Below are 13964 nucleotides of genomic sequence, written 5' to 3' on the forward strand. Positions count from 1 at the left end.
TGTGCTGATGTTAGTGCTGAACCCAGGTCAGTTATTCTGGCTTAGCCTTTGACTGCGCTTTCTCAAGCTCTTTCTTAATAGCCTCCAACACCTCCGGGTTACCAGCCGAACGAATAGTATCGGGAGTGCGATGAAGCGGAGAGGGAGGGAGTGGATTACTGGCCATTAAAGACAGTGCTCGCATAATTCTGTGACGTTCAAGTGGCTCGAACATACGGAAGTTGCTGTGGACCACCCAGCTGACGATAGACTCTATATCGGAGGGATAAGTTCCCCTTTCAAAATGACGATTGGACCACGAAAGTCTTTTAAGCATTTTATAAGCCATTTCCTGATTACCAAGGAATAATGTGAATAACGCAGTTAGAGAGCGGTAAGCGGAGTAGAGATTACGATCGTGCTGTGAATATCGTTCATTTTCCTCCCGAACGTGGGCGTGATATTTGCAGGACCAGAACGGCTTTGGCAATGGCTGACGATGACCAAACTGACCGAAAATGAAAAACCAGGCTCTGCTTCGGGCATAGGCGATATTATTGGCTTCAACATAATTGTTGCCATCAAATAGCTGGGCTGAAATCTGGTCAAGTTCATAAAGTAACGTTAAGGTATTGATTGCCAATGGCGAGTGGAAGCCAACCTCATGCTCGAATGCAGTCACGGCTTGTGAATGAACGAAGTCATACAGATCGTTGAAGATAAATTGGGTCATTATCTCAGCAGTTTCATGTCTGGAATTAGCCTGGCTCAGGGCGCTCCGTAAACCTGTCAATGCTTCGAGAAACGCCCGTTCTGATAATTTTAATACGGCTGACTGGTAGCGTAATGAACCATCATCACGAGTTAAGTAACGTTTGAGAATAATTGCGTTCAGGCGCAGAACCTTCATAAGGTTCTGTTCACCATTGTGCTTTGCAATTAACCAGAGCACATAATAGAGGTCAATTACCGTATAGTTTGCAGGGTTTGTTTCTATACTTAGCAGCGCACCATTTAGCGAATCATTGTTTAGCGAATCATTGTTTAGCTCCATCTCTTGCAGCGATGAATTGACAAGGTCAAGGGCTGGGAACGTATCATTCGTACCATCGGTTGGGTCACTATCGAGCGCTGACAACAGCATCGCAAAATGGGCTCGCCATTTACAGGCGGCCTTCTTGTCGTTGTTCGGCCAACCGGAGCATTTTGGTAGCATTGGATCCTGATTTGAAGGCGGTGCATTACTGGCACCGTGTGGAACGGATGGCGTTGAATCAGTCGTTTCGGCAGACGGAGCCTCCCACCAAAAAGTGATTGAGTAGACAGGCAGTTTCAATAATGCCTCATTCTCTGTTACTGAGGGTGTGTTGCCTGCGGCAGCCATTGCTTCTTCCCTCGGCCAAGAGGCTGACCATTTAAGACCAGGATCGTCAAAAATAGATGCTCTCGTATTCTCTGTTGCATCTGAGGTTGTGATGCCTGTGGCACCCATTTCTTCATCCGCCGGCATTTCTTCATCCGCCGGCAAAGTGACTGACCAGGTAACACCACTAGGCCCGGAGACAGGGGCATCCCATGCTGTCGTATTCTCTGTTGCATCTGAGGTTGTGATGCCTGTGGCACCCAGTTCTTCTGTACCCGGAAGCTCCGGTGTCTCACCTGAAAAGGTGACAGAGCCGGCACTGTTTTTGATGGGAGGAGCTGAATAGGCAGTCCCAGAAGAAAGAGAGAAAATAAGGCTGGCCGAGAGCAACAAGTAGCTCCCTGAATAGTGAGAAAACTCTGAGAGCAACGATTTTTTTTTGAACATTTAATAAACCTTGAATTTTATTGATCTAAAAAGATTCAGTGCTGTTGTTTTAGCCTGATACAGTCGTACCGAATTAATATTCAACAAAGGAATTATTCTGAGTTAACCCGCAGCAGCTCTTTCTTAAGCGCCTCCAAAACCTCCGGGTTACCAGCCGAACGAATAGTCTCGGGAGTGCGATGAAGCGAAGAGGGAGGGAATGGATTACTGGCCATTAAAGACAGTGCTTGTATAATCCGGTTACGTTCAGGTGGCTCGAACATACGTAGGTTGCTATCGACCGCCCAGCTGACGATAGACTCCATATCGGGGGAATAATTTCCCCTTCGAAAATAAGGATCTGACCAGGAAAGTCTTTCAAGCATGTTATAAGCCATTTCCTGATTACCAAGGAATAATGTGAATAACGCAGTTAGAGAGCTGCAAGCGGAGTAGAGTTTACGATCGTGCTGTGCATATCGTTCAACAGCCTGCCGTAGGTCTTGGTGACGTCTGCATTGCCTATAATGTCTGCAGCATCGCTTAGGCTCCTTTGGCGATGGCTTACGATGACCAAACTGACCGAAAATGAAAAACCAGGCTCTGCTTCGGGCATAGGCGATATTATTGGCTTCAACGTAATTGTTACCATCAAATAGCTGGGCTGAAATCTGGTCGAGTTCATAAAGGAACGTTAAGGTATCGATTGCCAACGGCGAGCCAACCTTTAGCTCGAATACATCCATGGCTTGTGAATGAACGAAGTCATACAGATCGTTGAAGATAAATTGGGTCATTATCTCAGCAGTTTCATGTCTGGAACTAGCCTGGCTCAGGGCGCTCCGTAAATCTATCAATGCTTTGAGGAACGCCCGTTTTGCACCACTTATATCGCCTAACGCGTGGAGTAATGAATAATCGCCAAGAGTTAAGTAACGTTTGAGAATAATAGCGTTCAGGCGCAGAACCTTCATAAGGTTCTGTTCACCATTGTGCTTTGCAATTAACCAGAGCACATAATAGAGGTCAATTACCGTATAGTTTGCAGGGCTTGTTTCTATACTTAGCAGCGCACCATTTAGCGAATCATTGTTTAGCGAATCATTGTTGAGCTCCATCTCTTGCAGCGATGGATTGACAAGGTCAAGGGCCGGGAACGCAACATTTGTACCATCGGCTGGGTCACTATCGAGCTCTGACAACAGCATCGCAAAATGGGCTTGCCAATTACTGGAGGCATTCACGTCCTGGTCCGGCCAACCAGAGCATTCTGTTAGCATTGGATCCTGATTTGAAAGCGGTGCATTACTGGCACCGTCCGGGACAGATGGCGTTGAATCAGTCGTTTCGACTGACTGGTAGGGAGGCTCCCACCGAAAAGTGATTGAGTAGAAAGGCAGGTTCGGTGTTGTCGCATTCTCTGTTACATCTGAGGGTGTGTTGCCTCTGGCAGCCAGTGCTTCTTCCCTCGGCCAAGAGACTTTCCAGGTAAGACCAGGCACGGCAAAAAGGGCGTTAGATGCTGTCGTATTCTCTGTTGCATCTGAGGTTGTGATGCCTGTGGCACCCAGTTCCTCTGTACCCGGAAGTTCCGGTGCCTCACCTGAAAAGGTGACAGAGCCGGCACTGTTTTTGATGGGAGGCGCTGAATAGGCAGTTCCAGAAGAAAGGGAGAAAATAAGGCTGGCCGAGAGCAACAAGTAGCTCCCTGAATAGTGAGAAAACTCTGAGAGCAACGATTTTTTTTTGAACATTTAATAAACCTTGAATTTATTGATCTAAAAAGATTCAGTGCTGTTGTTTTAGCCTGATACAGTCGTACCGAATTAATATTCAACAAAGGAATTATTCTGAGTTAACCCGCAGCAGCTCTTTCTTAAGCGCCTCCAACACCTCCGGGTTACCAGCCGAACGAATAGTCTCGGGAGTGCGATGAAGCGGAGAGGGAGGGAATGGATTTCTGACCATTTTAGACAGGGCTCGTATAATCCTGTCACGTTCAGATGGATCGAACATGCAGAGGTTGCCGTCGACCACCCATCTGACGATAGAATCTACATCGGGGGAGGGATAATAACCCCTGTCAAAATGATGATTTGATCTGGAAAGACTTTTAAGCATTTTATAAGCCATATCCGAATCACCAAGGAATAATGTGAATAACGAAGTTAGAGAATTGTGGGCGGAGTAGAGATTACGATTGTGTCGTGAAGATCGTGTCAAATCCTCTAATATGCGTGGATCGGGAGCCTGCCATGAGATTTGATCATAAACCTGCTGTGGCATTGGTTTACGATGACCAAACTGACCGAAAATGAAAAACCAGGCTCTGCTTCGGGCATAGGCGATATCATTGGGTACAACGTAATTTTTGCCATCAAATAGCTGGGATGAAATCTGGTCGAGTTCATAAAGGAACGTTAAGGTATGAGTTGCCATCGGCCCGTGGAAGCCACCCTCTTTCTCGCATGCTTCCGCGACTTGTGAATGAACGGACTCATACAGTTTGTGGAAGACAAATTGGGTCATTATCACAACAATTTCACGGTTGGAATTAGCTTGCCTCAGTTCGCGCCGTAAAGATGCCAATCCTCCTAATAAGACCACTTTTGGAATACTTAACCCGGCTAGCTTATGGAATACTGCATTCTTGTGAAGATTAAGGTGGCGTTTGAGAATAATAGCGTTCAGGCGCAAAAGTTTCATAAGGATCTGTTCACCATTGCGCTTTGCAATGAACCAGAGCACATAATAGATGTCAATTATCGTATAGTCTGCAGGGCTGGTTTCTATAATTAGCAGCGCATCATTTGGCGAAACATTGCTAGGCTCTATCTCTTGCAGCGATGGATGGACAAGGTCAAGGGCCGGGAACGTATCATTCGTACCATCGGCTGGGTCACTATCGAGCTCTGACAACAGCACCGAAAAATGGGCTTGACAATCACTATCTACGTCTTCGTCCGGCAAATCAGAACACTCTGGTAGCATTGGATGCTGACCTGAAAGCGCTGCATTACTGGCACCGTTTGCGGCGGATGGTGTTGGATCAGTCGTTTCGGTTGACTGGGAGGCAGACTCCGACGACGGTAAAGTTACTGTAATAGCAAGTCCGGCAAAAGGGGTGCCCAATGCTGTCGTATTCTCTGTTGCATCTGAGGTTGTGATGCCTGTGGCACCCAGTTCCTCTGTACCCGGAAGTTCCGGTGCCTCACCTGAAAAGGTGACAGAGCCGGCACTGTTTTTGACAGGGGGAGCGGAATAGGCAATTTCAGAAGAAAGGGAGAAAACAAGGCTGAACGAGATAAACAAGTAGCTCCCTGAATAGTGAGAAAACTCTGAGAGCAACGATTTTATTTTGAACATTTAATAAACCTTAAATTTTCTTGCCTTAGTGATGTTATTCTTGAACCCCGATCAATGGGACACTGGCTTTAATATTTGATTCAAATTATTCTGCCACTAAAGCGATAAACTGACTGGGCAATGAGCCAATTTAGTGTAGTCAACATATTCTTGGTGTATGAATTTTTTTAGAACAGGCCGCTCAGTAGCTTTAGTCCCGTTATGCAAAGGTAAAAGGCAAATGCACAAAATCTTGTCGTCGACAAACTGGAACAGGCATTCGCCAGTCAATTCCGCATAAAATACGCCTAATGTCGTAGAATTAATGATTTTTTCAGTTCTTCCTCAAGCGCCTCCAACACCTCCGGTCTACCAGCCGAACGAACAGTATCGGGAGTGCGATGAAGCGGAGAAGAAGGGAATGGATTACGGGCCATTAAAGACAGGGCTCGTATAATCCTGTCACGTTCAGGTGGCTTGAACATACGGAGGCTGCCGTCGACCACCCATCTGACGATAGAATTCATATCGGGAAGATAATAATCACTTTGAAAACTACGATTTGAACAGGCAAGTCTTTCAAGCATGTTATAAGCCAAAGCCTGCCTACCAAGGAATAATGTGAACAACGCAGTTAGAGACTTGTAAGCGGAGTAGAGATTTCGATCGAGCTCTAAATATCGTTGAAGATCCCGCCGTGAAGCGAGGTAGTTCGGTGAGTGTCGACTAACATACTCTGGCACTTGTTTACGAGGACTAAACTGACCGAAAATGAAAAACCAGGCTCTGCTTCGGGCATAGGCAATATTATTGGATTCAACGTAATTGTTGCCATCAAATAGCTGGGCTGAAACCTGGTCGAGTTCGTAAAGGAACGTTAAATAATAGATTGCCAACGGCCCGTTGAAGCGGTCAACCTCTTGCACGAATGCATCCGCGGCTTGTGAATGAACGAAGTTATACAGATCGGTGAAGATAAATTGGGTCATGGTTTCATGGCTGGGAATAGCACGGTTCAGGGCGCTCCGCAAACTTGCCAATGTTTGGAGTAACAGCGTTGTTGCCAAACCTGATCCGGATAATTTGTGGAATAGGAATACCGTATTGTTGTGAAGATAAAGGTGACGTTTGATAATAAGGGTGTTCAGGCACAGAGCCTTCATAAGGTTCCGTTCACCATAGAGCTTTGCAATGAACCAGAGCACATAATAGAGGTCAATTACCGTATAGTTTACAGGGCTTGTTTCTATACTTAGCAGCGCATCATTTGGCGAAACATTGCCAAGCTCCATCTCTTGCAGCCATGGATTGACAAGCTCAGGGGCGGGGAACGTATCATACTTACCATCGGCTGGGTCACTATCGAGCTCTGACAACAGCATCGCAAAATTGGCTTGCCAATAATTGGTGGCATCCACGGCCTGGTTCGGCGAATCAGGGCATTCTGGCAGCATTGGATCCTGGAATAAAAGCGGTGCATTACTGGTACCGTATGGGACGAATGGCGTTGAATCATTCGTTTCAGTTGGCTGGGGGGCAGACTCCGACGGAAAAGTGACTGAGTAGGTAATACCATGCCCGGCAAAAGAGGCGTCCAATACTGTAGCATTCTCGGTTACATCTGTGATTGTGATGCCTGTGGCACCCAGCTCTTCTGAACCCGGTAGCTCAGGCGCCTCACCTGAAAAGATGACATAGCCGGCACTGTTTTTGATAGGGGGAGCTGAATAGGCAGTTTCAGAAGAAAGGGAGAAAATAAGGCTAGCCGAGAGAAACGAGCAACTGCCTGAACGGTGAGAAAATTCTGAGAGCAACGATTTTTTTTTGAACATTTAATAAACCTTAAACTTTATTGATCTTAAAGGCTTCAGTGCTGTTGCTTTAGTCCGATGCAGTCGTACCGAATTAATATTCAACAAAGGAATTATTCTGATTTAAACCGCGACAGCTCTTTCTCAAGCGCCTTCAACACCTCTGGGTTAACAGCCGAAAGAACAGTATCGGGAACGCGATGAATAGGAGATTGAGGGAATGGATGACTGACCATTAAAGACAGTGCTCGTATAATCCTGTCGCGTTCAGGTGGCTCGAACATACGGAGGTTGCCGTCGACCGCCCACCTGACCAGAGAATCCACATCGGGGGCATGACGCAAGCCAAAAGCAGGCACTTGCCGACCGATTCTTTCAAGCATGTTTTCAGCCATATCCAAATCACCAAGGAATAATGTGAATAATGCAGTTAGAGACCTGTAGGCGTAGTAGAGATCACGATCGCGCTGTGCAGATCGTTTAATCTCCTCCAATATGCGTGGATCACGATGCTGATATGTGACACTATCAAAAACCGCCTGTGGAAATGGTTTATGTCCAAAATGACTGAAAATGAAATAGAAGGCTCTGCTTCGGGCGTAGGCGATATTATTGGGTACAACGTAATTGTTGCCATCAAATAGCTGGGATGAAATCTGGGCAAGTTCATAAAGAAACTTTAAGGTATGGGGTACCGACGGCCAGCAAAAGGCAAGATCTTGCTCTAATTCAGACGTTGCTTCTGAATGAATGTAGCTATACAAATCGTTGAAGATAAATTGGGTCATTATCTCACCAATTTCACGACCAGGGTTAGCTTGGCTCAGGCTACTCCGTAAACGTGCCAATTCTCCAGAGTGCACCAGTTTTCTGATACTGTAAGCGGGTAACTTGAGCGAGAGTGGTTTACTGAGAAGCTTGAGGAGGAATGGTTTATCGCGAAGCTCGCGGTAGAATGATTTTTCGCGAAGATTAAGGTAATGTTTGAGAATAGTAGCGTTCAGGCGCAGAACTTTCATAAGGCTCTGTTGACCATTGAGCTTTGCAATCGACCAGAGCACATAATAGAGGTCAATTACTGTATAGTTTTCAAGTCCTGCTTCTATGGTTAGCAGCGCACCATTTAGCGAATCATTACTAAGCTCTATCTGTTGCAGCGATGGATTGACAAGATCAAGGGCCGGGAACGAATCATTGGTACCATCGGCTGGGTCACTATCGAGCTCTGACAACAGCATCTCAAAATGGGCTTGCCAATCACTCTCCACGTCTTCGTCCGGCAAATCAGAACACACTGGTAGCATTGGATGCTGACCTGAAAGTGCTGCATTACTAGCACCGTTTGGGGCGGATGGCGGTTCGGTTGACTGGGAGGCAGGCTCCCACGGTATAGTGACTGACCAGGTAACACCAGACGCGGCAAAAGGGGTGTCTAATGCTGTCATTGTCGCATTCTCTGTTACGTCTGAGGTTGTGATGCCTGTGGCACCCAGCTCTTCTGTACCCGGTAGCTCAGGCGCCTCACCTGAAAAGACGATAGAGCCGGCACTGTTTTTGACAGGGGGAATTGAATAGGCAGTTCCAGAAGAAAGAGAGAAAATAAGGCTAGCCGAGAGAAACAAGCAACTGCCTGAAGGGTGAGGAAATTCTGAGAGCAACGATTTTTTTTTGAACATTTAATAAACCTTGAACTTTATTGATCTAAAAAGCTTCAATGCTGTGCTGATGTTATTCGTGAGTCCCTATCAGTCGAATAATGGCTTTGATGTTTCAAAAGTTAATTAAAATTATTTCGCCAGCAAACCAATAAACTGATCAATCCATGGGCACATGTATTCTAGTCAACAAATTTTTGGGTTGTGCAATCTTTTTTAAAAAAAGCCGACAAGGAGCTTCAGTCCCGTTAGAAAAAGGCAGATGTATAAAGCGTTGTAAAAAAAATCAGTAGGGACTGTTTTAACCATTTTCATCCCAAGCCAGACTCCCAGGGGGCAAAAGGGCAGTAATAAAGAAGACAGTAGCAGGTTATTTGTGGTGAACTGGCCAAGGGCTGCATAGGCAGGACATTTAACCAGATTGAGAATACCGAAAAAAATCGCCATAGTGCCTGCCAGAAATTCCTTTTTCAGTTTTAATGGCAGCATATAAACACTCAGGGGTGGCCCTCCGGAATGAATACCGAAGCTGGTGAAGCCGCTGATGATTGACCAGAAAATACCAGCCAGTGTGCCGGGCTTGTGGGGTGAATGAAAGTAGTGACCAAACCATTGGTTCAGGCAGAACACAATGGCAATGATACCCACCATGCCTTTGATGGCTTTTTCACTCAGGGATGCAAACACCGCCAGACCCAGAAAAATACCCAACAGGCCCGGAAAGATAATGATCTTTAACACACGCCAGTCGACGTGCCGCCGCCATCCCCAGATAGCGAATCCATCCATAACTAACAGGAGAGGAAGGAGAATGGCAGCCGCCTGAACGGGAGGCATTGATAACGACATAAGAGGCACAGCAATCATACCCAGGGCGCTACCCATGCCACCTTTGCCCAGTCCCGTAACGATGATGGCCGGAATGGCTGTTATAAAGAAGGGTAACTCTGGTAGTGACAACATGGGGCAGTGTCAGGTGAGGCAATGTCAGGTGAGGCGTTCGATTTCGTAATCCAGCATTTTATCCTTGTCGAAAAGGTAGCGACCGATAAAGCTTTTTTTCTTGAGCAGCAGGGGGAGCCAGTGGCGATCATCTTCCCACATCTCATGGTAAGGAATATCGTTGATATGGAACCATAGGGGAATGGCCTCGTCGGTTTCTTCAGGAATACCATCGTAGTCAGAAGCGGCAAAGGTGTAGACATGAAGGGAGTAGCCATCGACAAACTGGAACAGGCATTCGCCATAAAAGGCCATATTCAGCGGGGTGATTTTCAGTTCTTCCTGAACTTCCCGTACTGCACACTCCAGTGTGGTTTCACCTTCCTCAAGTCGGCCACCGGGCCCATTGATTTTACCGGCCCCGAGTCCGCGCTTTTTGCGAATTAAAAGGATATGGTCGTCTTTAATGATAAACGTCAGGGTGGCGGGATCCTGAGCTCTCCAGTTTTCCCAGTTGATGTCGGACAGTGTTCTGGCGGCTATGGGCTGCATGTCAGGCTCTTGCTTTGTCGATACCTCAGACATTCCAGTATAAAGCAGAGCTGAAAGAGATGGCGGATTAATTTTTTCTCGTTATTTAAGTTGCGACAGAGGCAGCAGTGTCAAACGGTTAGACTTGAAAGCCCCGGTATCAATAAAGTGGGTATTCCCCAGGGTCACAGGATCTTCGACAATGGTGTGGCCACAGATAATATGGTCGACACCTTCAACCCAGTCGCTATTCCCGGTTTGTACTTTTGCTCTTGACCACATTAATTGTCGGGTCAGTTCCGGATTGCTCGCAACGCTTTGTGGATTCCACTGGTTCAATGGGTATTCTGCGTGACAGATCGCCAGCTTGCTGCCGTTAGATTGCTCAACGAGTATCAGGTAGGGCAAAGTATCCACCCAGTCGGCATACTCCAGCATTTTTTGGGTAGCAACGTTAAGGTGCCAGTGACCGCCGTTGAGGACCCAGTCCGCCAGAATGGCGGATGACTCAGGGTTGCGGGCAACGGTTCTCAGGGTATCTTCGTGATTGCCGCAGACAGGGTGGAACCAGGGTTCATTAATCAGGGAAAGGCAACCGGGCGAATCAGGTCCCCGGTCTATCAAATCGCCAACACTGAAACAACGATCCACCTCGAAATCAAAACCCACACGCTCCAGGGTTTCAAACAGCAAGTCATACATACCGTGAAGGTCGCCAATGACGAAATCTCTTCCTGAGAGGTTGGGCCCGAAGGTTTGAAGAAACATGATAGCTCCTATGCAATCCATTGCTTCTGGAGACGGAAATAGATACGGGTAGCGTTAAGTTCCCTTTAGCGTCGCCAAACCCGTTTCAGGATCGATCTGTATCCTGAGTGTTGCTGACTTGAGTATAACCTTAACCTGTTTGTCATTGGCAAGAACTCTGAACGACAGCGGTGTACTTTCAGGCAGTTTGCCTGCTTTTCTTGCCTGAGCAGCACTATCCAGCGCATTCAGATAAAAAGGTAACACCTTCTCCACTGTTTCGGCCAGATTGCTGAGAATCAAAGCGTTGCCCAGTAACGCGGGCGCATAAGTCGGTGTTGCGTAGTCAGTGGTCTGAAGCTGGGACTGAACATGATCGACCCAGCCTTGTTTTTGTTCTTTGGGCAGCTTTTTAAAGGCGCTCAGTAATTGCCTGCCTTGTTCCGGGGTAAACAGTCTCATCATCGCAGCCAGAGCGCCCAGGGCCTCGATTTCCTGAGTAGACAGGCCTTTATCCTTTGAGAGTTCCAGCCATTGGGCGCGTGTCGTCAGGTAGGGGGGGATAGGGTTGAAACCAGGGTCTTTCTGAAGTTTGTCCAACTCCATTTTGATCTGGTTCATTGCCCGGTAGGTGTCCTCTGTCAGGTACAGGGAGCCTTTGGCACTGACGTGTCCTCTGAAGCCGGCAATATTGTCCACCCAGTAGGCGTACCAGAGATCCAGGTCCCTGGACTTCAGTTTGCCGGTGCGAAAGCCCTCTTTCAGAGTGTTGTACATATTCAGTGAGCCTTCGTTGTACATCATGTGACGCAGGTGGCTGCCCGACAGGAACACTGTGGTGAATTTGTGACCATTGGAATGGTATTTCCTGGCAATTTCTTCTGCCAGTGGGTAAATCTGAGTCGCTTTTTCAGCCGTGGCTGAAAGGAACCGAGTGCTGTCTTCTGGTAGTTTAGTGCCGAGGACTACAGAGGCTCGCTCTCTGGCGGTAGGCGACAGGGTGACGGCACTGATCAGGGCTGCCGCAGCCAGTGTTTCGTAGGATTCCTCATCCAGCCCACGAATCAGTTTGGACAACTGGTTGAAGTGCTGAAGGCTCAGGACCGGCATATCCAGGTCTTTCTGAGGCAGGATGAACGCGTCGTAGTCCTTTTCTTTGCCGGATTTCAGCAACTGCAGTGAATAAAGGCGTGACAGGGCGCGGGGGACTTCACAGTGTATGTTGGAGGGGAGCCGGTCTGCCGACATTTCCGGGGTGACATTAGGGTTGTCCATAACCCAGCTCAGCTGTTCTATCTGGCTGCTGGTAATGTTCAGGTCGTTGCCGTAGGTGATACGGATGTATTCTCTGATCAGATCGACGGCTTCACTGGCCTGAGCCTGCCAGCCGGGCAGAACCAGCAGCAAAAGCAAAAGGGGCTTCAATAGTATTTTCATCATTCGACAGGCAATTGACTAAATGCCTAAGCATAGCAACAGCTTCAGAATCTGCTGCGTAATGTTTGGACCTGATTGTGGCTTGCGTCAATAAACCTGCGTTGACTCTACCTATAGTTTTATACGAATATTTCTGGATCAGGGCACTATTCAGGAGAGGGATTCACTATGGCGGACTCCAGAGAGACCATCCGGTCATTGTTTGATCTACAGGCTGAAAACTACAGTCAGCAGAACAGTGCTGGCATGCTGGATCATTATGCACCGGAAGAAGACCTGATGTTCTGGAGCTCAGAAGGTGCCCGGATCAATGGTCATGATGCCCTGAAGCTCTGGTATGAAGCCCTCTTCCAGCAGTTCGAAATTCTGTCTGTCAAATACCGGATTGAGTCGGCCTGGGAAGGGCAGGGCCAGATTGCCTGTTGCAGTACCTGGCAGTTAGAGACCCGGCTCAGGGATGTAGAGCTGGCCGCGGTAGAACCACAGTTTCTGCGGGCGACGCACGTGTTGAGACAGTATCAGGGTGAGTGGAAAATAGTCCATATCCACTCCTCTCCCATAGGTCAGGCCTCTGCCGATTTTCCCACCAGCTGACGATCCTGCTGAAGCAGGTGGTTTTTCTTTTTTTACTCGCATTTCAACTTCGGATAATAATGTGATGCCAGTCTTACTCAAGCAAGGGCCTTTGTGGGTTGCAGGGATGGTTTTGAGTCTGTCGCCCGCTTTGGCTTTTTCATCAACAGTCTATGAACAATGCCTTTTGAAGCAGGCTATGGAGGCCGATGGCCAGACCACCATGGCAGAAATAAGGGCCATGTGCAGTAAGCCCTCTGGAGAAGACATTGTGCCTGCCGTGGCCGATGATTCTGATATGGCCCGTGAGACAGAGGAAAGTGCTTTTGATGAACGCCTCAAAAATGAACGACAGGCCTCTGATAATCGCTTCGTGATCACTCCTCATCGACCCAACTATGTGCTCCCGGTTTCCTGGAACAATAACGTTAACAAGAAACCTTACAAAGCTGTGGGTCAGGAACTGACGTCAACTGAAATCAAGTTTCAGCTGAGCCTGAAAGCGCCGGTCTGGGAAGGGATATGGAACGGTTACGGTACTGTTTATGCGGCCTATACCAATACATCCTGGTGGCAGGCCTACAACCCTCACTCTGCGCCTTTTCGGGAAACCAATCATGAACCGGAAATTTTTGCAGCGTTCCCGGTGGATTATTCGGTATTGGGTCTGGATTTGAGGGCTGTAGTGGCCGGTCTGTCTCACCAATCCAATGGCCGGTCGGGTAACCTGTCCCGAAGCTGGAATCGGATTTACCTGACCTTCCTGCTGGAAAAGGGCAATTTTTATATGAGCTTCAAGCCCTGGTATCGCATTCCTGAACCCGAGAAAGAGTACCCCTATGATCCGGATGGGGACGATAATCCGGATATTGAACAGTACATGGGCAACGGCGAGCTTCACTTTGGTTATAAACTGGATGAACACCAGCTGGGCATGATGCTCAGAAACAACCTGCGTTCTGATAACAAAGGTGCAGTGCAACTGGACTGGTCCTTCCCTATCAATGAACGCTTCCGGGGTTATGTTCAATATTTTAATGGCTATGGAGAAAGCCTGATTGACTACAATGCCAGTGTCAATCGGATCAGTGTGGGGGTGATGTTGACCGATTGGCTTTAACTGCGCTGAGCGTTCGACTTTGCTGAAGCGTCAAT

At 47.6% G+C, this 13964-nt stretch carries 11 protein-coding genes; 2 read left to right on the forward strand and 9 right to left on the reverse strand.

Features of this window, described 5'->3' with window-relative positions; translation table 11 throughout:
- Nucleotides 1-31 precede the first annotated feature (31 nt).
- The 9 genes from K7B67_RS03680 to K7B67_RS03720 all read right to left on the reverse strand — a co-directional run bounded on the left by K7B67_RS03680 (nt 32) and on the right by K7B67_RS03720 (nt 12212).
- The gene (locus K7B67_RS03680; RefSeq protein ID WP_252179025.1) at nt 32-1489 is read right to left on the reverse strand and encodes a hypothetical protein; all 1458 of its coding nucleotides are present in this window, start codon (nt 1487-1489) and stop codon (nt 32-34) included.
- A 392-nt stretch (nt 1490-1881) separates the two neighbouring features.
- Nucleotides 1882-3522, reverse strand: a complete 1641-nt coding sequence (locus K7B67_RS03685) for a hypothetical protein (protein ID WP_252179026.1) — start codon at nt 3520-3522, stop codon at nt 1882-1884.
- A 91-nt stretch (nt 3523-3613) separates the two neighbouring features.
- The gene (locus K7B67_RS03690; protein WP_252179027.1) at nt 3614-5134 is read right to left on the reverse strand and encodes a hypothetical protein; all 1521 of its coding nucleotides are present in this window, start codon (nt 5132-5134) and stop codon (nt 3614-3616) included.
- Between the two features lie 287 nt (nt 5135-5421).
- Entirely contained in the window at nt 5422-6945 is a 1524-nt protein-coding gene (locus tag K7B67_RS03695) for a hypothetical protein (RefSeq protein WP_252179028.1), read from the reverse strand.
- A 92-nt stretch (nt 6946-7037) separates the two neighbouring features.
- Nucleotides 7038-8600: a hypothetical protein gene (locus tag K7B67_RS03700; protein WP_252179029.1), complete on the reverse strand. Its 1563-nt coding sequence runs from the start codon at nt 8598-8600 to the stop codon at nt 7038-7040.
- A gap of 195 nt (nt 8601-8795) precedes the next feature.
- Nucleotides 8796-9542, reverse strand: coding sequence for a sulfite exporter TauE/SafE family protein (locus K7B67_RS03705; protein WP_252179030.1), 747 nt, complete (start codon nt 9540-9542; stop codon nt 8796-8798).
- A 24-nt stretch (nt 9543-9566) separates the two neighbouring features.
- Nucleotides 9567-10073, reverse strand: a complete 507-nt coding sequence (locus K7B67_RS03710) for an 8-oxo-dGTP diphosphatase (RefSeq protein WP_252179031.1) — start codon at nt 10071-10073, stop codon at nt 9567-9569.
- An 81-nt stretch (nt 10074-10154) separates the two neighbouring features.
- The gene (locus K7B67_RS03715; protein WP_252179032.1) at nt 10155-10820 is read right to left on the reverse strand and encodes a metallophosphoesterase; all 666 of its coding nucleotides are present in this window, start codon (nt 10818-10820) and stop codon (nt 10155-10157) included.
- Between the two features lie 54 nt (nt 10821-10874).
- Nucleotides 10875-12212, reverse strand: a complete 1338-nt coding sequence (locus tag K7B67_RS03720) for a hypothetical protein (protein WP_252179033.1) — start codon at nt 12210-12212, stop codon at nt 10875-10877.
- Between the two features lie 192 nt (nt 12213-12404).
- Here K7B67_RS03720 and K7B67_RS03725 point away from each other — a divergent pair, with 192 nt between their 5' ends.
- Together K7B67_RS03725 and K7B67_RS03730 are read left to right on the forward strand one after the other, a co-directional pair.
- Complete coding sequence (locus K7B67_RS03725; protein ID WP_252179034.1) at nt 12405-12830, forward strand: nuclear transport factor 2 family protein; 426 nt, start codon at nt 12405-12407, stop codon at nt 12828-12830.
- Nucleotides 12831-12936: 106 nt separating this feature from the next.
- Nucleotides 12937-13929, forward strand: a complete 993-nt coding sequence (locus K7B67_RS03730; protein ID WP_252179035.1) for a phospholipase A — start codon at nt 12937-12939, stop codon at nt 13927-13929.
- Nucleotides 13930-13964 lie beyond the last annotated feature (35 nt).

This window comes from Endozoicomonas sp. 4G (assembly GCF_023822025.1).
Taxonomy (GTDB): domain Bacteria; phylum Pseudomonadota; class Gammaproteobacteria; order Pseudomonadales; family Endozoicomonadaceae; genus Endozoicomonas_A.